Genomic DNA, 24099 nt, shown 5'->3' on the forward strand with positions numbered 1-24099 from the left:
CACATGCCCGCTTACAACGATTTCGAGCCTGCGCAGTCACAGATGGAGACCGAGCGCCAGCGCGAGGAAAGCACGTGGCGGGATCTCGCACGGTTTCTGCGGCCGGACAATGTCAGCTTCAACGTCACCGATCGGCGCGAGCGCGATGGCGCGGATGATCCTTTCGACAGCACACCGCTTTATGCGCTCGATGACTTCGCCGGCGGCATGTTCGTCAAATCGATTAACCCGGCTGAACGCTGGTGTGCCCTTGGTATCGAGGATGAGGATCTGGCCGAATTCCGGCCGGTGAAAAAGTGGCTGTGGGATTACACCAGCAAGATCTTTGCATCGCTCAATCCCGGTTACGATAATTTTTATCTCTCCGCGCCGGCGTGGTTTGCCGACATGGCCGCCTTCGGCAACGGCTTCCTGTGGCAGGAGGAGATGGTCGGCGCCGGCAAGATCATGTCGAACGCGCGCCCGATCGGCGAGAATTACAAGCTGGTCGACGGCAACGGTGACACCATCGCGCTGCATCGGAAATTCCGCCTCAATGGTCGCCAGGCCGAGGTCGAATTCGGCGGCCGCGGCCCACACATGCGCAACGATGAGGAAGCAACCTTCATTCACGCTGTTGCGCGGAATGAGGGCTATGTGCCCGGTATGCTGGGGCCGCGCGGCAAGCGGTGGCGCAGCTGCGTCGTCTCGCCGGACAAGCGCGATTTCTACCAGGAGCGCGCCGGCTACAACGAACTGCCGTGCCATGAGCTGCAGTGGAACATGCGCAGCGGCCGCGCCTGGGCGACCGGCCCCGGCCACAATGCGCTCGCCGATATGCGCGGTCTGGATGAGGCGGCGCGGTCGACCATCATCGGGATCCAGTTCGAAGCCGAGCCGATGATGTGGTCGGAGAACGAGGACATCATGACGATGGCCGACGTGATCCCCGGCAACATGGTTTACGGCGCGGCGCTGCAGGGCGGGCGCCCGCCGGTTGCGCCGATCAAGCGGGGCGAAAATCCGCAGCTTGCGCTGGCCTACATCCAGCAATTGCAGATGGCGGTGAAGAAGGCGTTCCGCTTCGGGCTCACCGACATCCTTGCCGCTCGGCCGCAAATGACCGCAGAGGAGGTCATGGGTTACAAGGCGGACGAGCTTAAACTGCTCGCGCCCAACCTGATCCGCGTTTATCGCGGCGTCGGCGGCTTCATCGCTCGCCGCGCCAACATCATCGGCCGCATTCCCGGCATGATCGCGCCGCCGCCGCCCGAGCTGGAAGGTCACGCGATCTCGCCGAAGTTCGTTTCGCCGTTCACCAAGGCGCAGAAGTCCGAACGCGCCCAGGGCATCATGGGCTGGGTCAACGTCAAGGCCGGCTTTGCGTCGGCAAGCGGCAACCCGATGTGGATGGACGACGTCGACATCGACGGCGTGTCCAGCGTCTTGCACGATGCGATGACGGGTGAACCATCCGTCAAGCTGGACCCGCGCGACGTCACCAAGATCCGCGAGAACCGCGCGGCCGCCCAGCAACAGCAATCGCAACTTGAACAGGCATCGATGGCGTCTGAGGTCGACGCCACCATGGCGCACGCCGAGCAGGCCCGCACACTGTCGCGCACCCGGAAGGCATCGTGATGCGCGGCGTTCCCTCCCGGCTTTACGACACCGCGGTGAATTGGTTTGCGGCGATGTGGCCGGATGGTGGCCGCCGGCGCGTGGTGCTGGAGCAATACCGGATGCTCGGCACCCAGCGCGCACTGCTTGCCGACATCGCGCTGCGCGCCAATCTGTTCGGCCCGATCCGGGCGGAGACCGATCGCCAGGCGGCGATCGAGGAAGGCCGGCGCCAGCTGGCATTGGAAATTTTCAAGACGGCGAAAACCGACATCGATCAGCTGTGGGAGCAGATCGAGAAACGTCCGTCCAAACGAGGAGAGCGACCATGAGTTTGCTGTTGAAGTACATGAACAACGTGATTGCGCGAAATGCCGACGGCGGCGGTGCCGCAGCTGGTGGCGGTGCTGCGGCTGCCGGAGCCGCGGCGGGCGGAGCTGCAGCTGGTGGAGCTGCAGCTGGCGGCGCCGCGGCGGCTGGAGCGGCATCTGGCGGTGCTGCAGCCGGCGGTGCGGCCGCCGGACCGTGGTACGCCTCGCACAATTTTGACGCCGACACCGTCGCGTGGATCGAGGAGCGCAAGTTTCCGGATCTCGGCGAAACTCTCAAGGCGGGTCGCGAAGGATCGCGCCTGGCGCGCGATCGCAACGTGATCCCGAAGCCGGATCCGAAGAACGTCAAGGACTGGACCGGCTTCAACGAACTGGGATGGACGCCGGACAAGGAAAAATATGCGACGTCGATCAACAAGCCGCAGTTGAAAGACGGCGAAACGCTGGATGAGGGTGCTTTCAGCACGTTCACCCAGGCCGCCCACGATTTGAAGTTGCTGCCGTTCCAGACGGAAGGGCTTTTCAACATGCTGCACCAGATGGAGGTGCAGCAAACGAAGGAAGCGCAGTCGCGCGGCGCCGCCGCCAAGCGCGAACTCGACCAGAAGCTGCGCGCCGACTGGGGAGCGGACTACGAGACCAAGATCGAGGGAGCGAAGCGCGCCTTCGCATTCGTGGGCGGCGAGGATTTCAAGCCGGAGGAAATCGCCGCGGCGATCGGCTCGCCGCGCACCGCCAAGCTGTTCGCAAAGCTCCACGACATGATCGGCGAGGACAAGATGCCGGGCGCCGGAGGCCACGGCGGCGGCGGAGGTTTCCAGCAAACCGAAACCGTTGCCGGCCTGCAGGCCGAGATCAATCGCAACTGGACGGATCCCGCCTGGAAGAAGGCATTCGATGATCCGCGCAACGCCCGCCACAGGGATGTGAAGGCGCAGCATCAGAGCCTGCTGGAGCGCAAGGCCGCGCTCGAAGTCAAGTCGCGCGGCGGCCGCGCCGCGTAACCGCCAACAAACTCAACGGGAGACCATGACGATGACCAACAAACAAATCGAAAAGCTGCGCGCGTATCTCGCCAAGCTCGACGACGACGGCCTGCGCAAATTTGCAGAGGATCATCAGATCGACATCGCAGCTGCAACCAGCCGCGAAGTCGCCGAAACCATGATCGAGCGTGCCGCCGTGAAAAAGGCAGAGGAAGAAGCTGCCGCGAAACCGCCGCGGCGTCCGGTCAATGCCGGCGGCAATGCCAAAACCGGCCGCCGCGCGATCGGCAATGAGCTGACCGACGATCAGATCGGCGCGATCCAGAAAGTGTGGGCATGGTTTTCGCGCAATGTCCCGTTCGCGGCGCAGTCCTCCGGCGTGTGGGAAATCGACAAGGACAAGCGCAAGGATGCCGAGGACCATGGCGTGCCCGATGGCGATTACCGCGTGCTTGGCGTCGACTGGATATTGTCGTTCCGGGGCGGCCGCTTCATCCAGGCAAGCAAGGCACGTCCGGATACCCGTGCCGACAGCTACGCCAACGTCCCGGTCCAGGACGCCAAGCTCTGACGCTTGACGGCCGCGCCGGCCGTCTATGTTTGCCACTGTGCGCTGACGCTTCGGCGTCAACGCTGCCCTCCTTGGGCGTTTCCTCCCAGACTTGGATCGCCGTTCGCGGCGGTCCCTTTCTCGGATCTGTTGAGTGCGTTGCCTGCAACCCGGCCTGTGCCGGACCCGGCTGACCCGCGCGAAAGCCGCGCCGCCGACCCGAGGTGTAAATCGGCAGGACGGACCCGCGATCCCCGGATCGCCGCAACCCGACCGAAGCAACCCTCAACCCTTGTTTCGATCGGAGGCTGCAATGGCAGGCCCAGTTACCGATGCACATCGCATCATCTATCGCGACCAGACCCAGTTGGCGATCCAGGAGCGGCATCGCCAGTTCGACGATTTTTTCACCTACATCGACGGCATGTCGGGCAAGCAGGTGCAGGTCACCGACATCATCGGCACCACGGAAGCGCGCGTTGACGCGCCGGAAGGCGGCGACACCCCGGACATCGAGAGCACGCACGAGCCGGTCTGGGTCAAGCCCAAGCGCATTGACTGGGGCAAGCTCATCCGCAAGGAGGATCAGATCAAGGCGTTGACCGATTTTAAATCGGAATACGTCCAGGGCGGCGCCAGCGCCTACGTGCGGGCGCACAACCAGATCCTCGCGGGGTCGATTTTCGGCCCGCGCCTGATCGGCAACGAGGTGCCGTCGTCCAGTGCATGGGCAGGGCGCACCGTCCCGGTCGATCTGGTCGCATCCGGCACAGCGGCCGGCATGTCGGTGCGGAAGATCCTCAACGGCATGCAGCTGATGGAGACCGATGACGTCACTCTCGAAGAAGAGAACCTCGCGCTGGCGATGACGGCGGTCGAAAACGAGCAACTGTGGGGCGATGTCACCTTCGTGTCGAAGGACTATCGCGCCGAGGCACAGCTCGACGATATGACGAAGCGTGTGAAAGCAATCTTCGGCATTCCGATCGTTATCACCAAGCGTCTCGGCCTCTACGACGTCAACACCTATCAGGCGTCGCTGTTCTGCAAGAGCGCGATGCACTGGGGTCCGTTCATGCCGATGGACATCAAGTCCGCCCAGAACGCGTCGAAGCAGTTCCGCGAGCACGTCTACATCGAGGGCTGGGAAGCTGCGACGCGCTCCGAGGACTACAAGGTCGTGAAGATCCTCAACAAGAAGGGCTGATAGCCCGCGCGGGCGGAGCGATCCGCCCGCGCATCGAGTTTTGCGTTCGCCTTTCGCGTTTTCGAAGATCCAACCATGGAGGGCCACATGGCCGTCGTCACCAAATATGCAGGCAGCGCCAAGGATCCGGTCGCTGCAAACCTCATCCCCGCGGTTCTCGCCGAAGGTCGCTTGCGTGCGATCAACATTCCCGCCCTTGCGATCACCACGGGAGACAGCATCGCGTCGCTGTTCTATCTCGGCAAGATCGCATCCAACGCGGTGCCACTCGCCGGGCTGTCGACATTGAAGCACGGCGCGGTCACGTCGGTGAACGATGCCGACATCGGCATTTATCGCGATGGCGTCGCTGTCGACGCCGATCTGTTTGCCGACGGTATCGACATTTCCTCGGCTGGTGCCAAGGACCCATTCGCCGCGGTCGCCGTCGCGAATGTCGGCAAGCAGGTCTGGGAATTGCTCGGCCTCGCCAATGATCCGGGCGTTGAATACGACATCGTCCTCACCATCAAGGTCGCGGCGACCGCCACGGCCAGCATTGGCGGCGCGATCCTCTACAGCAAGAAGTAACCCGATCGGGGCGTCGGCATGACCGCTCTCGGCGGGACCGAAGAATACGTTGCCAATCTCGCGATGGGCCATCTGGGCCAGCGCGAGATTGCTTCGTTACAGGACAACAGCACGCGCGCGCGCGCCGTGCGGCAGTTTTTTGCCATCGCGCGCGATGCGACGCTGCGGCTCAAGTGGTGGAATTTCGCAACGGCCTGGCACACGCCGGCGGCCGATGCACAACCGGGCAATGGCCCGCTCACCATCCGCTATCCGATGCCGCCTGATTGCATCCGCGTCCGGTTTATCGAGAATGCACCCGATGACAGTTGGGCCGTTGAAAACGCAGTCATCAACCAGGGCGGCGTCGCGGTTGAGGCGACCATTGTCGCGTCGTCGATCGTTGCGCCAAATGTCTGCTACACCCGCCGGGTCGAATTGGTCCGCCTGTGGGATGTGCTGTTCCTCGAACAGTTCGGCTATGAGCTGGCTGCGTGCTGTGCGCGCAAGTGCGGCAAGTCCGCGAGCTACGCCGAAAATCTGCGCGGTATCGCCGCCGACAAGCTGAAAGTCGCCGGCGGTATCGACAGCAAGGAAAAGGCGCGTGAGACGCCGCGCGCAGAGACAGGCTGGGCCGCCGCCCGCCGCGGCCGCTTCAACAGAACTCGATAGGAGCGGCGATGGGTGGCCGCGGACTGATCGAGCGCATCACTTTCGCCGGCGGCGAATACGGCCAGAAGCTGACCGGCCGCGCCGACACGGCCAAATTTCAGATCGCTTTCGAGAAGCAGGAGGGTTTCGTAACCCTCGTGGAGGGCGTGGTCACGCGCACGCCGGGCACCCGGTTTGTGCTGGAGGTGAAGGACAGTTCGCAGCGCGGCCGCTTGCTCCCGTTCCGTGTCGGCTCAAACGATTATTACATGCTCGTCGTCAATGGCGGCGTCGTGCGCCTGGTGCGCATGGGCGGTTTCATCCAGCGGCCCGATACATCGGTCTATGAGTTCAATGTGCCATGGGTCGAGGAGGACATGAGCAGCCTGCGCTCGGCGCCCGCCGGCAATCAGCTGTATGTGACGTCGAAAACGAAACCGCAGAAGCTGACGCGCAACGAACACACCGACTGGCTCGTAGAGGACTATTCGCCGGACAGCGGCCCGGTCGACACCCAAAATCTTGATGTCAACATCACCATTCAGGCCAGCGCGGTGACAGGTGCTGTGACCCTGACAGGCGCCGGCGATCCTTTCACAGCGGACATGGTCGCGGGCGTGATCCGGATCGACGATCGCGATCTGTCGCTGACGCCGGAATTCAGTGCGTTGGAAACTGCGATCGCCGCAGGTCAAAAACGCCGGTGGAACGGCAACGTCTATGAGGCGCTGCTGGACGGCAAGGATGCTGGGCCGAATTCGCCGGTTCACACCGAGGGCGATGTCTCGGCCGGCCAGGCGTCGCCGACCGAGGTTTACCAGACATGGCGATTTCTGCATTCCGGCTACGGCTATGTTCGCGTGACCGAAGTCACCGACGCCAACACCGCCGCGGGCACGGTGTTGAAGCGCCTGCCGGACAACGTAACGACTGGCGCCAGCTATCGCTGGTATCCGCCGGCATGGACCGCAGGATCCGGCTGGCCCGAGGTCGTGGCGTTCGTCAAGTCGCGGCTGGGCTTCTTTCGCGGCGACAAGATCTGGCTGTCGGCGCAGGATGATCCAGCCGATCACGATCTTGGTCTCGCCGATGACGACGACGCGATTGCTTTGCGGCTTCGCGCACCCGATGCATCACTGGTCGAGATCAAATGGGCGCTGCCGTCCGGCGCGCTGATCCTCGGCTGTGCAGATGGCGAGTGGGTTCTGCGCGGCCCCAACGTATTCGATGCGCTGACGCCAAAGACGATCGATGCGTTTCCGGAAACCAGCGAGGGCTCTGAGCCGCATGTCCCTGTCCGCGTCGACGGCGGCGCGATGTTCATCGGTAAGACCGCGAAGCGGATGCATTACGGCAAGTATGACCGCCAGCGGCAGGAGCTGCAGACACAGGAGCTGTCGGTCACCGCCCGGCATATCTTCGGCGTCGGTGTCGCGGAAATGGCGTGGCAGCGCGATCCGCACCGCATCCTTTGGATGGCATTGAAAGACGGCACGCTTGCCTCGGCGACGTTCATGCCGGAGCAGGAAATCATTGCGTTCGCGCGTCAGCCTCGAACAAACTTTTTCATCGAGAATATCGCATCGATCCCTGGCGTCGCCAGTGGTGTCGATGAAGTCTACATGACCGTCCGTCGCACGATTAACGGTCAGACCCGCCGGTATGTCGAGCAGCTGGCGGATTATTTCGAGCCGGCGGATCTGGAGAGCCCGACCGCGGCGGGTGCGTGGTTCGTCGACTGCGGCCTGCGCGTCACCGGATCTCAGATGAAAACGATCACCCAGCTTGTCCACCTCGAAGGGCAGGAGGTCGCGGTATTTGCCGACGGCGCGATGCAAAGCCGCAAGACGGTCGTCGGCGGGCGCATCACGCTCGATCGGCCATCCGATGACGTCACAGTCGGCATTCCGGTGCGCGCTTATCTCCGGGACTTGCCGCGCAACCTTCAGGGCACGTCGGCGAAGCAAAAGCGGGTTGCCGAGGCGGACGTTCATATTCTGCACACCGGCGGCGGCCGGATCCGCGCCTACGATCCCGAAAATGATCTGCCGGCGGATGCGACCGCCGCCCAGCGCAAGGTTGATGCCGAAAGCTGGGAGGACATCGTTGAAAGCGGCGGCGGCGGTTACAGCGACGTGCCGCTCCTCGTATCCGGTCAATTCCGCATGAACATCGAGGGCAACATCCGCGACGAAGCGCAGCTCGAAGTCGAATGCGATGATGCCATGCCGTTCACACTGCTCGGTCTGTCGCCGGTCATCGAAGTTGAGGAGGATGACTGATGGATCCGTTCACCATCGGGCTCATGATGGCGTCGACGGCACTTTCATCCGGCGGCAAGTTCATGGCCGGGTTGTCGCAATCGCGCGCGGACTATGCCGAAGGCCAGATGCAGCTGACGCAGGCCGATCTGTACGGTCTCAACGCCGAGACTGCGCTGACCAATGTCAAGGTTCTGACAACGCAGGCCGAGATCGCCGGCATGGGCGCCGATTTTGCGTTTGCCAAGGCGCGGCTGCAAAAGGGCCGGATCCTCGAAAAGGGCCGCACCACGCTTGCGGCGCAGCGCGCGGAATATGCCAGCCGCAACATCGATCCGACCTTTGGCTCTCCGCTGCTCACTCAAGCGCTGACAGCGGGCCGCATCGCCCAGGATCTCGACCTGACAGACGCCAACGCGGAAATCGAGGCTGCCGACGCCAAGACCCGGCGCGCGAACATTCTCGGTCACGCTGCCGGCGCACAGGGACAGGTGGTGTCGTCGATCGGCCAGCAACTGACGTCGACCATGAAAGCCAAATCGCTGTTCACGAAATCGGAGGATGACGTCGCGGCCGGCGCGATCGGCGCATTGTCCTCGATCCTGTCCGGCGCGGCGTCGCTGGGCAAGGGCGGCTCCTTCGGCGGCGGATCGACTTTCCAGGGCAATCCATGGGGCGCGGAAAGCGTCAACGTGCCGAGCGCAGGGCGGGACTTCTGATGGCGAAAGATCTTCCCGATTATGAGGGCCGCGTTTCGATCGGCAGCGGGCCGATCCCCGGCATCACCGCCACGCCGCTGATGGCGGTGCCGAAGCTGTCGGCGGGACCGGCGTCGACCGGCGTTGAAACTGCAACTGCCAGTTTCGGGACCGAACTCGGCGCGATCGCCACCAAGATCAACGAGGCCACCCAGCACACCAAAGCCACGGAGGCGATGTCCGGTTTTCTCGACGATACCGACAGGCTGACCAAGACGTATCTGGATGACAAGGACTACGCGACCGCCGAGAACCGGTTCCGCAACGATCTGGAAGCCGCCAAGGCGAAGCACCTCGAAAACATCGACGATCCGCAGCTGCGCTCGCGCACCGAACTGATGATGAGGCGATCCGGTATCGAGGCCGGTGGCACCATTCGCGTGAATGCCCTCACGAAACAGAAGGACATCACCGTCGCCGGTCTCGACACGTTCGAGAACAATTCGCTCCGGCGCGCGATCAGTGCGCCATCGGACGTCGCACGCGTTGCGGTGATCGATGAATACGGTGCCGAGGTCAATCGAGCAGTCGAGGCGGGCTGGATCGACCATCGCACCGCTGTGCAGCGTGGGTTGAATTTCTCCCGGCAGTTGCAGAACGCCGACGCGATGTCGGCGATCCAGAAGGATCCCGCCGGCGCGCTTGCCCGCCTGCAGGATCCCGCGCAATTTCCGGCGCTGGATCCTGTCACCCGGCAGGCCTACATCACGCAGGCGATCGAGCGCGGCGACAATGCGCAGATCACCGCTGTTGTCAGCCGCGCCCCGTTCGATCCTGTCGGCGCCGCTCTCACGGTTGGCCGGGTTTCGACGCCGGATCAGGTCAACAAGATTTTCGATCGCGGGATCCTGCCGATCGAGAACAGCGCCGGAAAGGTCGACGCGGTTTCACCCGCCGGCGCGCTCGGGCTGGCCCAGCTGATGCCGGGCACCGCGCGCGATGTCGCGCGCGGCCTTGGTCTCGGTGACGTTGCCGCGTTGTCGGATGACGATCTGCACAAGCGGCTGCTAACCGATGGCGAGCTCAACGTCCGCCTCGGCCGCTCGTATTTCCAGCAAATGGCGGTGCGTTATGACGGTAATGTCGCGCTGGCGGCGGCCGCGTACAATGCCGGACCGGGCAACGCCGATCGCTGGAAGAAGGCTGCGGAAGAAAAATTCGGTGTCGCGTTCACGCCGGCACAGCTCGCCAGCGTGATCGATTTCAGGGAAACCCGCGATTACGTCGGCAAGCTCTACAAGTCCGCCGGCGCGCCGATGGATGTCGGCTTTTCGTCGCCGGCATCCCTTGTCCGCGCCACCAATGGCATCGGCGCCGCCATCATCCAGCAACAGTCGCAGGAAAATCATCTGCTCGCGGTGCAGGCGTCGGCGCGCGCCGCGACCGATCCGCTCGACAAGATGCTGCAGGAGGGTCTGAATGCGGATCCCGCGCGCATTGCGAGCTGGAGGGCGACCCAGCAAGCGTCCGCCGATCGCGGCGACGCGCAGGCGGCCGCGCGGTTGCGGTCACTCGACCAGGCGCTGCAGATGCACCCCTACATCCAGCAGGCATGGAAAACATCACCTGCGATGCTCGACGGGTTGATCGCGCGTCTGGAACATGAGGTGACGTCATCGCCGAACGCGACGCCGGCGCAGCAAAACCAGCTCAAGGCATTTCAGGCGGTGCGCGATGAAGTCGCCAAGCGGCGCAACACCGATCCGATCTCGCTGGGCGAGCGCGGCGGTTATTACGCGCCGACGGCGATCGACCCGACGGCCAATCCGGATGATCCGAATTTTCGCGGTGCCCTGGCGCAGCGCGGCGCCCAGGCGCAGGTCGCGGCCAAGGTGTATCTCGGCAGCGCGGCTGCGCTCAAGCCGGAGGAGGCGCTGGCGCTGAAAGAGCGTTATGACAGCTCCAACGCCGACGATAAGTTTCGCATCGTGCAAGCGCTGGCGGTCACGCTGCCGGATCGGGTTTATGCCGACACCCTGAAACAGATCGCCGGCACCGACAGCGGGACGCAGTTTGTCGGCCAGATCGCCCGCACCCGGCCCGAGCTGGCGCGCGAGATCTTCAAGGGGCAGTCGCTTTCCAACACAGAGGGCGTCAAAAATAAACTGGGCGACGTTCGATCCGCGCTGGCGAGCAAGCTGGGCGGCGAGATCTATGTCAGCCCCGATCAGCAGGGCGCTGTCATCGACGCGGCGCTGGCCCTTTACACCGCGCGCCGCGGCTCCTCCGGCAATCTCTATGAGGCGACGGACACCGGCGCGATCGAGAAGGCGCTGGAGGATGTCACCGGGCCGATCGTCAAGCGGAACGGCGTGAAAACCGCCGCACCTCCGGGCATGACCGCGGGGCAGTTCACCGGCTTGCTCGATAATCTTGACGATCGCGCTCTCGCGCAATTCGGCGGCGCCTATGATCGCAACGGCAAACCGTTCGATGCGGCCTGGCTGGGCTCGCACGCGCAACTGCGTCAGCTGCAGCCCGGCGGATCCCGTTATGTCGTGATGCTGCCGAGTGCGGACGGCAGGGGGTCGCCTGTCATGTCGCGGGCGGGTGATGCCGCGCCGGCGGCGGCGCAAGGGATGACCGAGCCTGGCAATATCGATCTGCGCAGCCGTCCGGTCGTTCGCAACAATGACGGATCCATCAGCACAGTGCGATCGCTGTCGATCGGCGTCGACGGCAAGGAAATTCTCATTCCGACCGTCAGTGATGACGGCAAGGTCTTGAGCGACCGCGATGCGGTCGATCTCTACATGAAGTCGGGAAAACATCTGGGCGTCTTTGACACGCCGAAAAGTGCGACCGCCTACGCAAAGCAACTGCACGATGCCCAGGCTAAATTCTACAGCACGCCGCCGGCGCCGCTGGTGATCGATGTGGCCCGGCTGTCCAAGCCGGAGAGTGGGCCGATGGTGGATCCGTTCGCATTGGGTGGTGCGTTGCCATGAGCGACTGGTCAGCCGATGAAGCAGGGTTTCTGACCGAGATTGCCCGGCGGCCGGCCGCGCGGGCGCCGGCGACGATCGGCGAGATCTGGGGTTCGGAATGGAAGCGCGGCGGCCTCGATACCATCGGCGGTCTGGCGCAACCTTCCACCGATGCGCTGTCGGAGCTGTCGACCGCGATCGAAACGGCGGCGGGCAAGCCGATCGTCGAATATGCCGCGGAACATGGTGTGCGGTTGTCGGGCGGCGTGTCGATCGACTGGGATGCAGCCGAGCTGGGTCGGCTGGCGGATACCTTGCCGGACGAGCACCGCAAGCGGGTCGAGCCGTTGAAGGATGTTCGGCTGAATGCGGCCCGCAAGGCGCAGAAGATCGAAGCCGACGCCAACGATGTCGCGAATTCCACCTATGGGCTGTCCGGCCATGCCGTGGCTTTCATCGCCGGCGTGGCGCGGCAGGCGGTCGACCCGGTCAATCTCGGCGCCATGGTCGCCACTGCACCATTCGGCGGAGAGGGCGGCGCCGGCATCGCCGCTTTCGCCCGCGTCGTCGGCCGCGAGGCGCTGGCAAATGCCGGTGCCCAGGCGGCGGTCGAGCCAGCGGTTGAAAACACGCGGGCGGATCTCGGGCTCGATGCCGGTTTCGGCCGCGCCGCCGGCAATATTCTGGAAGCCGGGATCGGCGGCGGCGTCCTGTCCGGCCTGTTTCATGTCGCCGGCCGCGGCGTGCGGGCTCTGAGGGGGGAGCGGCCCGCAGCGGAATCCGTCCAGAGCGTGGCGCCGGAAGGTCGGGTTGCGACGCCCGCGCCAGAAACCCGCACCGGTGAGTCTGCCAGCGCGCCTGAGAGGCCGTTTGACCCGCCGCCAGCCGGCGCACTTGCGCCTAGCCGGCCGGTCGAACAGTTCGCGCCGGAGGACTTTACCGCCGCCGCTCACCTGGCGGAGCGCGACCAGATCATCGACATCATGTCGCCGACCGATACGGCCGCTGGCCGTGTTGACCATGCCGCGGCAGTGGAAAACCGTGTTGCCAGGATCGACGGCGCCGCTCCGTCCGAAAAACCGGAGCAGAGTGCCGGCTTTACACCATCACAGATGCGCCGACTGCTCTCAGAGGAGGATGAGCAGATCGTCAACATGTGGCATCACGTTAACGAGCCGATCCCGGCGGAAGCGTCCGAGTTGTTCCGGAACAACATCGCTACAATGCGACGAGATCTCGCGCGCGATGGCTTCGATAAGGCAAGGACCGAAGATGAATTGCGGGACCTGTTGCTCGATCGTCGGTTGTCCGGTGTGCAGCCAACGGCAACGAAGCCGGAAACGGTCGATGTTGAGATCGCGGCAGGACCGAAAATCGCCGCTGCGCGCAAGCCGGTCGATCCTAACGACGTTGTCACCCAGGAAATCAAGCCGAAAGCCGCCCGCGGCCGCGCCGCCGCGGATCCCAAGACGTGGTCGCTGTTCGAATATCTCGCGGCCAATGGCGGGCTCGCGCCGCACTCCGAGCTTGACGCCATTTTCGGCGGCAAGAAAGGGCCGTTTGTCCCCGGCTTCGGGCCGCTCATTCGCAAGAACGGCCGCACGCTGGATGATGCCTTTCGTCTCGCCAAGGAAGGCGGATATGCGTTTGATGCCGCCGATGTCACCGGCGCCCAGCTGACCAAGAACTTCAACGAATTGCTGCGCATGATTGATGAGCAGCAGGCCGGCCGTCGTCAGTATCGCCAGGAGCATCTGCAGGAAACCAAGATCGACGATGCCGAGGAAGCGCACCAGATCATCGGCGCGCTGGAACAGGAACTGTTCGAAACCGGCGGCGGCAATGTCCACGTCGATCCGGAGCTGGCCGATCGCGTTGTGCAGATCGTCAAGCGCGAGGGCGAAACCGATCTTCTCTCGGCCTATGAACGTGCTATCATGGAGGACGCCGAGCGTTACGAGGGGCTGGCCGCGGCCAGGTCGAAAGATGCAGAACTCGCAAAAATCCCAGGCTGGGACGTTGATGACGCCGGCGCAGCACCGCGCGATGGCGCGGCTGATCCGCAGCAACGCGGGCAAGCCGAACGCGCCGGACAAGCAGACGTCGGAAACGATGGCGAAGCGGCACGAGACGCTGGCGGCGGCGATCGAGCGGCGCGCCAGCTAGGCGATCCAGCGCTGGCGGCCGATGCCCAGCGCGCCATGGCTGAGGCCGGCGGCGATCTCGACATCACATTGCAAAATCCGGACGGCACCACGCGCACGCTGAAAGCCAGCGAAGCCTTGCGCGAGGTTGAGGATGATGCGCGGGCGGCGGATGAACTCAACGCCTGCATTTCCAATGGTGACGAGGAGATACCGTTTTGACCGCGCGCAAATGCTTTGTTCGCAAGATCTCGGCCGGCAAGGTGTCGTCGCGATCCGGCCGCCAGATCCTCGATATGATGAACGCCTTCGAGGAGGAGTATCAGCGCACGCTGGGCGATGCCGCCGGCGGCCGCCAGGCGGCGCTCGATGCCGCCGAAATCGCCAAGAGTGAAGCGGCGCGCAAGGCCGATCAGACACGCGGCAGCATCATCGCACAGTCGAACGTGCTGCGCTCGATCGCGGCTTATGACGGCACCGTTGTGCAACTGCGCGAGACACCCGGAGATCTCGGTTTCGGCAACAAGGCGCCGCCGACGCTGGGCAAGGATCAATCGACGCTGGGCTTCGCGGTGCGCTCGCTGCTGGCGCGAGATCCCTTCGAGATCTCCAGCTGGAACAACGTGCACTACCTTGCGCGTAACATCCGCGGCGTCGCTCACGCGGCATTCGCGGACACGATCGAATTCCTGCGACCGAAAAAACTTGGCTTCCAGGCCGAGGCGACGCGCGAGCTGGACGTGCTGCGCGCGGTTTACGGTCAGGGCACCACGCAGCCCGAGGCCGGCCTTGCCGCCCAGGCATGGGCCAAGGTCGCCAAAAGCCTCGGCGATCAGTATCGCGCAGCCGGTGGCGTGCTGGCCGAACGCGAAAACTGGCGGCTGCCCAACCCGGCGATCGATGCCGCGAAGGTGCGCGCGCTGGGCGCCGATCGTTTCCGCCAGCTGGTGCGCGACCATGCCGATCGCGCCGACATGCTCGACTGGGACACCGGCGCGCCGCTGAACGACGCCCGGTTTAATCAGCTGCTCGACAGCGTCACGTCCGACATCATCGACGGTCCGCAAGGGCCGGTGACGGCCGCGCGATCGGGGCGGCCGATGCTCGCCAACCAGCGCGACATGGCCCGGTTCTTTTCGTGGAAAAGCGCGGAGAGCTGGCAGGCGATCGCCGACGCCGTCGGCACGCATCAGAGCGTGTTCGAGACCATGACAAACCACATCAAGGGCATGGCCGACGACATCGCGGCGCTGCGTGTGCTGGGGCCAAATCCGGAAGCGACCAAAACATTTATCCACAATCTTTTTGACCGCGAGGCGGCGCGCCTGGCGGTGACGGCTGGCGCCAACGCGACGCCGGCGGATCTCGCCGCGGCGGTCAAGACCAATCGGGGGATCGAAAGCCGCATCAAGCTGGAGAAGCGGCTGTTCGACGATCTCTACGCCGAAGTCACCGGATCCAATCAGGTCGCGGTCAATACGACATTCGCAACAGGGATGGCGAATGCGCGGCACTGGCTGTCCGCGACCCAGCTGGGCTCGGCGATTATTTCGTCGTTCACTGATCCGGGCTCGCTCGCCATGGTGGCGCGCTTCAACGGCCTGCCGGTGATGAACACGCTGCAGCGCGCAACCGCGATGATGACCGAAAAGGGCAGCGAGATTTTCGTCGCCCAGCAGGGACTGGTGCTCGACAGTCTCGCGCACGCGGCCGGTCAGGTCGACCGGATCATGGGTGAGGAGATCCGGACCGGCCTCGCGCAAAAACTCTCGAGCGCCAATATCCGCGCCTCGGGCCTGCGCAAGTGGACGGCGATGCTGCGCGGCGCGTTCGGACTGGAAATGATGGCGCATGTCGCACGTGAGCGCGGCAAGGCCTTCGCCGCGTTGTCGGATGAATTCCGCGGCGCGCTGTCCCGGTACGGCATCGCGGAGGGCGACTGGGATCTGATCCGTGCCACGGCGCCGCATGAGCCGCAGCCCAATGCAGTGCTCGTCAGGCCGATCGACATCGCAGAGGGCGCCACCCCGGCGCACCGCGCCGCCGCGGACAAGTTCCAGCGGATGATCGACACCGAAATGGATTATGCGGTGATCGAAGGCGATCCGGTAACGCGCGCGCTGATGATCGGTGACAGCAAGCCGGGCTCGCTCGGCGGTGAAACCCGCCGCGCCGTCAGCATGTACCGTTCGTTTCCGGCCACCTTCGTGATGATGCACTTCTCGCGGGCGGCCGCGCGCGGCTGGGACGGCTCGCGCCTGGCACATTCTGCATTGGCGTTCTCGGTCATGACGGCGCTGGGCGTGTTGTCGATGCAGACCAAGGAGGTCGCCAGCGGCCGCGACCCGTTGTCGCTGGATCCGACCACGGGCAACGGCCTGCGGGCTTGGGGCAAGGCGGTGCTGCAGGGCGGCGGCTTCGGCGTGTTCGGCGACATCCTGTTTCTCGACCAGACCCGCTACGGCAACTCCTGGGCGGCGACGCTGGCCGGCCCGCTGGCATCGTCGGCCGAAAGCATCCTGGGCGATTTCGTCATCAAGAACATCCAGCAGGCAGGCAAGGGTCAGGAAACGCACTTCGCCGGCGATGCTTTGTATGCGCTCGGCCGCCACATCCCCGGATCGTCGCTGTGGTTCTCGCGGCTGGCATTTCAGCGCGGCGTCCTCGATCAGCTGGCATTGATGGCGGATCCGCGCGCCCGCGAGCGCTTTGCCAGGATCGAAGGGCAGGCCAAGAAGGAGTGGGGGCAGGACTACTGGCTGCCGCCGGGTCGCACCGAAACCCGCCGCGCGCCGAACTTCGGGGCGATCGTGGGCAACTAGCGCACGCTTGACGCCGCCGGTCCGCCCGTACCTTGCGGGCATGACAGTCGCCACAGAAGCCTCATATGCGGAACTGATCTACACCGGCGTGGAGACGATCTTCACGCCGGGCATGCAGGCGCAGCAACAGGCTGACGTCCATTGCGGCTATTTGGATGGTGACGGATTGTCCGTCGAATTGATCCGCGGCACGCATTTCACCGTGACGCTTGATAGCTCCGCGGCAGTAACGATCGGCCGCATTGCCTTTCCGATTGCAAGCGCGCTGAGCCCGCTGACAATCTGGGTCGAGCGCATCACGCCGGCCGTCCAGGGCACTGATTTCAAAAATCTGAACCGCTTCAACCCGGAGGTTCACCAGCAGATTGCGGACGCTGGCGCGATGCGTGACGCCGAGTTGCGCAATCGGCAGAACCGCACGGTCACGCCCTTTGCTGTTAGTGAAACGGCGGTGGACTTCCGGTCGCGGCGATTGAAGGCCGCAGATCCGATACAACCGGAAGATCTCGTTACCAAGCAATATTCGGACGATCACACCGGCACCGCGGCGCAGGAAGCCGCTGAGGCTGCGCGCGATATTGCGGTCGCAGCAGCGGAAACCGCATCCGCGGATGCGCAGTCCGCGGCAGGATCAGCCAACGCAGCCGAGGGCTATGCGGCGATCCTCGAAAATCCTGACTACGGCTTCTACGTCGATGCACCCACTGAAACCCGCGACTATGGGACATATGCGCCATGAGCATTCGCGTTCAACACATCCGCGGCAGCACGGCCGAGGTTGAAGGAGTGACACCAAACCCGGCGGAAGTCGGCTACGATACCGAAAAGCAAGAGCTGCACGTCGGGAACGGCTCGACCGCCGGCGGCATCCGCCTCGCCAAGAAAAATATCCGCGAGATCCTCGCGCCGGCGGAGATAACCGCGGACGTTGTCGATTTTAATCCGACCGGCCTGAAGCACGCCGGTCATCTGGTCTTGACGAGCGACGCTGCGCGCGAGTTCACCGGCATGGTGCCGACCACAGCGACTGAGACAACCAACGGCCGCGAGATCACGATCTACAATGCCGGCAGCTTCAACCTCACGCTGAAGAACGCCAGCGCTTCTTCGAGCGCCGCCAATCGTTTCGATCTCGGCGGCGCCGACATCGTGCTTTCGCCAAAGACTTCCGCCAGCTTGCGCTATCGCAATGCGATCTCGCGCTGGGAGTTGGTGGCGCAAACCGCCGGCGCCGCGGTGTCGGCCGAGGCCGTCATTGCCCGCACACTCGCAACATCGTCGCAGGGCTTCTCTCTCATCAACGGCGTCATCACTTCAAGCGTCGGCTCTGGCGCGCTGACTGTTGCGATCAAGACACTGGCCGGTAATGATCCGTCAAGCTCGGATCCGGTGCACGTGATTGTGCGCTCGGCCGCCTTGGGCGACGGCGGGTTCACCATGATGTCGTTAACGGCGGCGACGTCGTTGGTGATCTCATCCGGATCTTCGCTCGGCACCACCAATGCCGCGCCGTTCTCGCTGTGGCTGATCGGCTTCAACGATGCCGGAACGTTCCGGCTGGGTGCGATTAACGCGGGCCGCGGTGCGGCTTCACTGCCGATGCTGGCGCCCAACAGCCTGCTGTCCGCGACAGCCGAAGGCGGGGCCGGCGCGGCCGACAGTTCTCTCACGGTCTATGCGGGGACGAGCGTCGCTTCGAAACCGTTCGCGGTTCTTGGCTATCTCGACTGGTCAAGCGGGCTCACCGCCGCCGGCACGTGGGATGCGGTGCCCACAACAGTGCAACCTTTTCACAACGGCATTGCGCTGCCTGGCGCCGGGTTAGCCGCGATCGCGCGTAAGTCCACCGGCATGATCGGCGGGTCGATTGTCGAAAGTCATTCCGGCAACGCCGTGACCTTCGCGGTCAAGACCGCGTCAGGCCGGGATCCATCGTTGGCCGAGCCGGTCGTTTTCGTGTTTCACAGCGGTAGCGGCGGTTACACCGTGCGGCCGGTCGTGTCGGCATTGTTGCTGACGATCTCGTCCGGATCCGTGATGGGCGTGCCCGCCAACGCAACCGCGTTTCGTCTTTGGCTGCTGGCGATCGATACCGGATCCGCCGTGGTGCTCGGTGCGGTCAATTGTCTCAATGGCGGCAGCATTCGCGGCCTGCCCGATGGCTTGCCGATTTCGACAACGGCAGAGGGCGGCGCCGGCGGCGCTGACAGCAACCAAGTCGTTTATTCGACGGCGGCGCAATCGTCAAAATATTTCTGCCTCATCGGCTTTGCGGACTACGACACCGGCCTCACATCGGTCGGCACGTGGGATGCCGCGCCCTCGCGCATGGTGCTGCATGGCCCTGGCGTGCCGCGGCCGGGCGAGGCGACAGGAAATCGATCGGTTACTACATCAGGAAATCTTCTTACCGCAAACAATGCGATCCCGAATGACGATACGATCCCGCAGATCACCGAGGGAATGGCGGTTTTATCGACGGATATCGTCCCGACAGCCGCAGCCAACCTTCTCGACATTGAAGGGTTTGTCGCCGCCTGCAGTCATGGTACGGCCGGCACGCTGTATTCCCTGTTCATCTGCCGCGACAGCGGATCGGATGCGCTGTTTTCATCGCGCGAGCGGATCAGCTCATCCGGTGAAAATCGACACCTCAGTGTAAAGGGGTCCGTTCTTGCGGGCGCCACCGCCAGCACCACGTTCAAACTCCGCACCGGTGCGCCTGCCGCAGGCACGTTCACCGTCAATGGGGAGGGCGGATCACGTTACTATGGCGGAACGCTCGCGACATTTGTGGCCGCGCGAGAAATCATGGGCTGATAGCGCTACAACGCTTGACGGCGCGTGACCGGCCTCACTCTCCCAGCAACAGCAGGGAGAGTTTCCATGGAGCCAGCGTCCATTCGCTACAAAAACCCCGGCGCGATGTGGGGCAGTGCGCTCGCCATCAAGTGGGGCGCGCAGAAGAAGGCCGTCACGCTCAACGACGGCAAGGGGCAGGGAAACAATATCGCGGTTTTTCCGACCTATGTTGCCGGCATTTGTGCGCAGCTCGACCTGTGGCGCACGTCGAAGAACTACCGCAACAAGCGCCTCGCCGACGCGATCGCGATCTGGTCAGGCCACAACAACGTCGAGAGCTATATCAAGTTCGTACTGGCGCGCGTGCCGGGCATGACCCGCGACACCATCATGAACGATGAATTCTGGCGGAGCGCAAAGGGCGTCGCCTTCCTGAAAGCGCAGGCCTGGCATGAAGCGGGCAAGCGCTATCCCGCACCCGACGCCGATTGGATCGAGGCGCAGCGCCGCGTGTTCTCCGGTGTCCCGACGAAGGCCACGGTCAAGAAGGCCGCGGTGTCACTGGTCTCCGGCACGGCCTCGGGCACCGTCGCGGGCACCCAATCGGGCCTTAGCCTGCCGGTCGCATTTGCGATCGGTCTCGCCGTCGCACTCGCGATCTTCCTGGTGTGGAAGTTCAAGCCGAAGAAGGCGGAGCATGACACGCCGCACCCTGACGCTGTCGCGCCGGTGAATGTTGAGGGAGCCTCGGTATGAGCTGGCCGGTTTTCCTTGCCCTGGTGCTGCCGGGGCTTCTTGTCGGTTACGCGCTGTTCCTGCGGCCGGTGCTGCACGCGATGCCGACATTCTCGCGGTTCTATGCCGAGGCGGACGGCTTCTGGCAGAAGGTGTGGGCGCTGTGCGGCAAGTCGGTGACGCTCGCGTTTGCCTATGTCATTCAGGGGATCAGTTGGGCGCTACAGTGGATCGACCCGATTGCCAATTTTCTCGGCGACCCTGACTTCCGTCAGCAGCTCACCGAGACGCTGCAGGCCAACCCGAAAATCTTGGGCTGGGTTCTGATGGGCATTTCCGCCGTCACCATCGCGGCGCGCATGCGGTCGCTGATGCCAAAGGATGACGACTGATGCTCACTGCGATCCTGGCGTTCTTTCAGGCGATCCCCGCGATCTTCGGCGGCATCAACAACTTTGTCTCCAAGTATTACGACGCCAAGGTGCAGATCACCACGGCGCGCATCGGCGGCGACGTCACGGTGGCAAAGGCGTTGGTGTCCGGCATCGTTGCCGAAGGCCAGACGCGCGTTGAATTCCTGAAGACTGTCTCACAGAGCAAATTTTTGATGTGCCTGGTCGGCGGGTTTGCTCTGCCGTGGATCCTCTACGAGTGGAAGGCGGTCGTTTGGGACAATCTCGTTTGCCCTTGGCTCTATGGCAGTCCTGGCTTCACCCCGCCGATGACGGGCCTCGTGGCCGACTGGTCAGGCGTGATCCTCGCCGGCATCTTCGGCACCGGCTCCGTGATGGCGGTCGGGCAAATGTTCTTCAATCGTCGCGAGCGATAGAACCGCTGCGGCTGCGGCGCGTTGTCTGGGACTGAGCAATGGCAGAGCAGGGTGAGAACGATATGACCGTCCAGCGCCCGCGTTTCGATCCAACCATCAATTACGGCCACCTGCTGCAGGTGGGGATGCTCATCCTGACGATTTTCGGATTTGCCTATAAGTTCGGATCGTTCCAGACCGAGGTCACCCAGCGGCTCGACGCGGCCGACAAATGGGCGCTGCGCGTGGCGCCGATGATCGACGGGATGAACTCCTCGCAGGCGGTGCAGGATGAGCGGATCGCCAATCTGTCCTCGGCCGTCGTCGATATCCGCAATTCGAACTCGCAGGTCCTGCTGAAAATCGAGGCGATGCGCGATGATCTGGCCGGCATCAAGGTGAGGCTGCAGGCCACGCCGAAATAGACCGTGCGACCCGTGCGACCGGCATACATAATGTGTCGGAAATTCCCCAGCGTGCGACTGCTAACCCTTTGAAAAACATGTAGAGTACGATAACTCTTAATCAGCGGGTCCCAGGTTCGAGCCCTGGTGCGCCCACCAAATCCCGAGATAATCCAAGCATTTGAGATAGTATCCGGGCGAGGCGTGAGCCCGGTTTTCGGCCCTGCCTCGTGCCGCGGATTGTGCAGGCCAGGTCACCGGAGATACAAAATTGCGATTGCAGGACTGCCACAACTTTCACGACTTCCGCCGGATGGCCAAGCAGCGTCTTCCGGGGCCGATCTTCAACTACATCGATGGCGCAGCCGAGGACGAGACCACCTACCGGCGCAACACCGATGCGTTCCGGGATTGTGATCTTCTACCGAATGTTCTGCGCGGCGTGACCGACGTGGATATGTCGGTGACCGTCATGGGCCAGAAGCTGGCAATGCCGGTGTATTGTTCACCGACCGCGCTGCAGCGCCTGTTTCACCATCAAGGCGAACGCGCGGTGGCCGCGGCGGCCGGCAAGTACGGCACCATGTTCGGCGTGTCGTCGCTCGGCACCGTCAGCCTTGAGGAGGCGCGGCGGATCAGCAGCGCGCCGCAGGTCTATCAGTTCTATTTCCACAAGGACCGTGGCCTGAATCGCGAGATGATGGCCCGTGCCCGACAGGCCGGTGTCGAGGTGATGATGCTGACCGTGGACAGCATCACAGGCGGCAACCGCGAGCGCGACAAGCGCACCGGCTTCGCCATTCCCTTCAAGCTCAATCTGACCGGCATTGCCCAATTTGCCATCAGGCCGGCCTGGGCGATCAATTATCTCACCCACGAGCGCTTCCGGCTTCCGCAACTCGACAGCCACGTCGACATGGGCAGCGGCACGATGTCGATCAGTCGCTATTTTACCGAGATGCTCGATCCCTCGATGACATGGGACGACGTTGCGGAAATGGTTCAGCATTGGGGCGGGCAGTTCTGCCTCAAAGGCATCATGTCCGTCGAAGATGCAAAACGGGCGGTCGCGATCGGCTGCACCGGCATCGTGCTCTCCAATCACGGGGGACGGCAGCTCGACGGGTCGCGCAGTGCCTTTGATCAGCTTGCCGAGATCGTCGACGCCGTCGGCGACAAAATCGACGTGATGATGGATGGCGGCGTGCAGCGCGGCACCCATGTCCTCAAGGCGCTCTCGCTCGGCGCCAAGGCGGTCGGCATCGGCCGCTACTATCTGTTCCCGCTGGCTGCTGCCGGACAACCCGGCGTGGAGCGAGCACTGGACATGATGCGTATCGAAATCGAACGGGACATGAGGCTGATGGGGTGCACCTCGATCGATCAGCTCACGCGGCAGAATCTGCGCATCCGGTAACGTGACTTTGGTGCCGCCGCCGCCCGCATGGCGACGGCCCCGCTTCGGGCGGCCAAATCTCGACCAATACTTTGGATCCCATCTTCTGCTGCAATCGGTGTTGAACGTTGCGATGCACCAAGCCGGTATCGTGTTGACAGCGAACACCGGTTGAGGCTGTCTTATCGCATGCGGCTTCTTCCAGAAACGAAGTCCGCATAGCAGGTCGACACAAGATGCAACAAACGCGGTCGCTAGAATCGCGAGGTGCATCGGGGGAGGGACTTGAGCCATGCTGGACTTCGTTCAGCAGTTGGTGAGCGGCATTGCGCTGGGCTGTGTGTATGGCCTGATCGCGCTCGGTTTCGTCCTTGTTTACAAGGCGACCGAGGTCGTCAATTTTGCCCAGGGCGACCTGATGATGCTGGGTGGGTTTTTCGCCTTCACCTTCATCGGCATTCTCGGCTTCAACTACTGGATCGGTTTCGTCTTCGCGGTGGTGGCGATGGCGCTGTTCGGCATGCTGACCGAGCGGCTGGTGGTCCGCCCGATCCTCGGCTACCCGCAATTCTCGATCATCATGGTGACGATCGGGCTGGGGTTCTTCCTGCGGTCGGTTGCCGGCATGGTCTGGGGCACCGACGATCTCAAGATCGAGACTCCGTTCAGTCACGGTGTCGTCAGGCTCGGGAGTCTCGTGCTCGCCTACGACAAGCTCTCGGTGATCGCCGCAACCATCCTGTTGTGCGGTCTGCTCTATCTGTTCTTCAACAAGACGACGCTCGGAACCGCCATGCGGGCGAGCTCGGAAAACATGCTCGCGGCCTATTACATGGGCATCCCGGTCAAGCGCGTGGTGTCGATCGTCTGGGCGATCAGCGCCGCGGTCGCGACATGTGCCGGCGTGCTGCTCGCACCGATCACCTTCATCCATTCCAATGTCGGTCTGGTGCTTGGTCTCAAGGCGTTTCCCGCCGCCGTTCTCGGCGGATTCGGCTCGATTCCGGGCGCGGTTGTCGGCGGCGTCCTGATCGGAGTGATCGAAAGTATGGCGGGGTTCTACCTGCTGCAGGGCTGGAAGGACGTTGCGCCGTATATCGTGTTGCTGGCCGTTCTGCTGCTGAAGCCTGAAGGCATATTCGGCCTTCACGCCCGAAAGAAGGTGTGA

Annotated in this window: 20 protein-coding genes; all 20 read left to right on the forward strand. The window is 63.6% G+C overall.

From position 1 onward, the window contains the following. Positions 1-3 precede the first annotated feature (3 nt). Positions 4-1620, forward strand: a complete 1617-nt coding sequence (locus tag ASC80_RS01720) for a portal protein (protein ID WP_056292317.1) — start codon at positions 4-6, stop codon at positions 1618-1620. After that, positions 1617-1931 carry a hypothetical protein gene (locus ASC80_RS01725; RefSeq protein WP_156464222.1) on the forward strand — a complete coding sequence of 105 codons (315 nt, stop codon included), beginning with the start codon at positions 1617-1619 and terminating at the stop codon, positions 1929-1931. Before ASC80_RS01720 ends, ASC80_RS01725 begins: the two co-directional genes overlap by 4 nt. Further along, positions 1928-2935, forward strand: a complete 1008-nt coding sequence (locus tag ASC80_RS01730) for a hypothetical protein (RefSeq protein WP_056292325.1) — start codon at positions 1928-1930, stop codon at positions 2933-2935. Before ASC80_RS01725 ends, ASC80_RS01730 begins: the two co-directional genes overlap by 4 nt. Before the next feature lie 31 nt (positions 2936-2966). Beyond that, positions 2967-3488, forward strand: coding sequence for a hypothetical protein (locus ASC80_RS01735; protein WP_056292327.1), 522 nt, complete (start codon positions 2967-2969; stop codon positions 3486-3488). A 292-nt stretch (positions 3489-3780) separates the two neighbouring features. Next, entirely contained in the window at positions 3781-4674 is an 894-nt protein-coding gene (locus ASC80_RS01740) for a phage capsid protein (protein WP_056292328.1), read from the forward strand. A gap of 87 nt (positions 4675-4761) precedes the next feature. Next, entirely contained in the window at positions 4762-5244 is a 483-nt protein-coding gene (locus ASC80_RS01745; protein WP_156464223.1) for a hypothetical protein, read from the forward strand. Positions 5245-5262: 18 nt separating this feature from the next. Continuing rightward, positions 5263-5895: a phage connector family protein gene (locus tag ASC80_RS01750; protein WP_056292330.1), complete on the forward strand. Its 633-nt coding sequence runs from the start codon at positions 5263-5265 to the stop codon at positions 5893-5895. Between the two features lie 8 nt (positions 5896-5903). Further along, positions 5904-8156, forward strand: a complete 2253-nt coding sequence (locus tag ASC80_RS01755) for a phage tail protein (RefSeq protein ID WP_056292331.1) — start codon at positions 5904-5906, stop codon at positions 8154-8156. Further along, positions 8156-8854 carry a hypothetical protein gene (locus ASC80_RS01760; RefSeq protein WP_056292332.1) on the forward strand — a complete coding sequence of 233 codons (699 nt, stop codon included), beginning with the start codon at positions 8156-8158 and terminating at the stop codon, positions 8852-8854. Before ASC80_RS01755 ends, ASC80_RS01760 begins: the two co-directional genes overlap by 1 nt. Continuing rightward, positions 8854-11841: a transglycosylase SLT domain-containing protein gene (locus ASC80_RS24100; RefSeq protein ID WP_056292335.1), complete on the forward strand. Its 2988-nt coding sequence runs from the start codon at positions 8854-8856 to the stop codon at positions 11839-11841. The genes ASC80_RS01760 and ASC80_RS24100 overlap by 1 nt, the downstream gene beginning before the upstream one ends. Further along, complete coding sequence (locus ASC80_RS01770) at positions 11838-14186, forward strand: hypothetical protein (RefSeq protein ID WP_056292338.1); 2349 nt, start codon at positions 11838-11840, stop codon at positions 14184-14186. The genes ASC80_RS24100 and ASC80_RS01770 overlap by 4 nt, the downstream gene beginning before the upstream one ends. Next, positions 14183-16786, forward strand: a complete 2604-nt coding sequence (locus ASC80_RS01775) for a hypothetical protein (RefSeq protein ID WP_056292340.1) — start codon at positions 14183-14185, stop codon at positions 16784-16786. Before ASC80_RS01770 ends, ASC80_RS01775 begins: the two co-directional genes overlap by 4 nt. Positions 16787-16826: 40 nt before the next feature. Continuing rightward, positions 16827-17525 carry a hypothetical protein gene (locus tag ASC80_RS01780; protein WP_156464224.1) on the forward strand — a complete coding sequence of 233 codons (699 nt, stop codon included), beginning with the start codon at positions 16827-16829 and terminating at the stop codon, positions 17523-17525. Further along, the gene (locus ASC80_RS01785) at positions 17522-19606 is read left to right on the forward strand and encodes a hyaluronate lyase N-terminal domain-containing protein (RefSeq protein ID WP_056292345.1); all 2085 of its coding nucleotides are present in this window, start codon (positions 17522-17524) and stop codon (positions 19604-19606) included. The genes ASC80_RS01780 and ASC80_RS01785 overlap by 4 nt, the downstream gene beginning before the upstream one ends. Before the next feature lie 66 nt (positions 19607-19672). Then, positions 19673-20344, forward strand: coding sequence for a hypothetical protein (locus ASC80_RS01790; RefSeq protein ID WP_056292347.1), 672 nt, complete (start codon positions 19673-19675; stop codon positions 20342-20344). Beyond that, positions 20341-20715 carry a hypothetical protein gene (locus tag ASC80_RS01795; protein ID WP_056292350.1) on the forward strand — a complete coding sequence of 125 codons (375 nt, stop codon included), beginning with the start codon at positions 20341-20343 and terminating at the stop codon, positions 20713-20715. Before ASC80_RS01790 ends, ASC80_RS01795 begins: the two co-directional genes overlap by 4 nt. Continuing rightward, the gene (locus ASC80_RS01800; RefSeq protein ID WP_056292352.1) at positions 20715-21152 is read left to right on the forward strand and encodes a hypothetical protein; all 438 of its coding nucleotides are present in this window, start codon (positions 20715-20717) and stop codon (positions 21150-21152) included. The genes ASC80_RS01795 and ASC80_RS01800 overlap by 1 nt, the downstream gene beginning before the upstream one ends. A gap of 38 nt (positions 21153-21190) precedes the next feature. Then, complete coding sequence (locus ASC80_RS01805) at positions 21191-21556, forward strand: hypothetical protein (RefSeq protein ID WP_056292355.1); 366 nt, start codon at positions 21191-21193, stop codon at positions 21554-21556. Positions 21557-21806: 250 nt separating this feature from the next. Then, the gene (locus ASC80_RS01810; RefSeq protein ID WP_056292357.1) at positions 21807-22952 is read left to right on the forward strand and encodes an alpha-hydroxy acid oxidase; all 1146 of its coding nucleotides are present in this window, start codon (positions 21807-21809) and stop codon (positions 22950-22952) included. Positions 22953-23223: 271 nt separating this feature from the next. After that, entirely contained in the window at positions 23224-24099 is an 876-nt protein-coding gene (locus tag ASC80_RS01815) for a branched-chain amino acid ABC transporter permease (RefSeq protein WP_056292361.1), read from the forward strand.

Origin of the sequence: Afipia sp. Root123D2 (genome assembly GCF_001425835.1) — a bacterium.
GTDB lineage: Bacteria > Pseudomonadota > Alphaproteobacteria > Rhizobiales > Xanthobacteraceae > Afipia.

Coding starts and splice junctions, on each gene's coding strand:
- ASC80_RS01805 (WP_056292355.1), top strand. CDS start 21,191: ATGGCAGAGCAGGGTGAGAACGATATGACCGTCCAGCGCCCGCGTTTC.
- ASC80_RS01800 (WP_056292352.1), top strand. CDS start 20,715: ATGCTCACTGCGATCCTGGCGTTCTTTCAGGCGATCCCCGCGATCTTC.
- ASC80_RS01815 (WP_056292361.1), top strand. CDS start 23,224: ATGCTGGACTTCGTTCAGCAGTTGGTGAGCGGCATTGCGCTGGGCTGT.
- ASC80_RS01795 (WP_056292350.1), top strand. CDS start 20,341: ATGAGCTGGCCGGTTTTCCTTGCCCTGGTGCTGCCGGGGCTTCTTGTC.
- ASC80_RS01770 (WP_056292338.1), top strand. CDS start 11,838: ATGAGCGACTGGTCAGCCGATGAAGCAGGGTTTCTGACCGAGATTGCC.
- ASC80_RS01720 (WP_056292317.1), top strand. CDS start 4: ATGCCCGCTTACAACGATTTCGAGCCTGCGCAGTCACAGATGGAGACC.
- ASC80_RS01735 (WP_056292327.1), top strand. CDS start 2,967: ATGACCAACAAACAAATCGAAAAGCTGCGCGCGTATCTCGCCAAGCTC.
- ASC80_RS01730 (WP_056292325.1), top strand. CDS start 1,928: ATGAGTTTGCTGTTGAAGTACATGAACAACGTGATTGCGCGAAATGCC.
- ASC80_RS01745 (WP_156464223.1), top strand. CDS start 4,762: ATGGCCGTCGTCACCAAATATGCAGGCAGCGCCAAGGATCCGGTCGCT.
- ASC80_RS01750 (WP_056292330.1), top strand. CDS start 5,263: ATGACCGCTCTCGGCGGGACCGAAGAATACGTTGCCAATCTCGCGATG.
- ASC80_RS01780 (WP_156464224.1), top strand. CDS start 16,827: ATGACAGTCGCCACAGAAGCCTCATATGCGGAACTGATCTACACCGGC.
- ASC80_RS01785 (WP_056292345.1), top strand. CDS start 17,522: ATGAGCATTCGCGTTCAACACATCCGCGGCAGCACGGCCGAGGTTGAA.
- ASC80_RS24100 (WP_056292335.1), top strand. CDS start 8,854: ATGGCGAAAGATCTTCCCGATTATGAGGGCCGCGTTTCGATCGGCAGC.
- ASC80_RS01760 (WP_056292332.1), top strand. CDS start 8,156: ATGGATCCGTTCACCATCGGGCTCATGATGGCGTCGACGGCACTTTCA.
- ASC80_RS01755 (WP_056292331.1), top strand. CDS start 5,904: ATGGGTGGCCGCGGACTGATCGAGCGCATCACTTTCGCCGGCGGCGAA.
- ASC80_RS01790 (WP_056292347.1), top strand. CDS start 19,673: ATGGAGCCAGCGTCCATTCGCTACAAAAACCCCGGCGCGATGTGGGGC.
- ASC80_RS01740 (WP_056292328.1), top strand. CDS start 3,781: ATGGCAGGCCCAGTTACCGATGCACATCGCATCATCTATCGCGACCAG.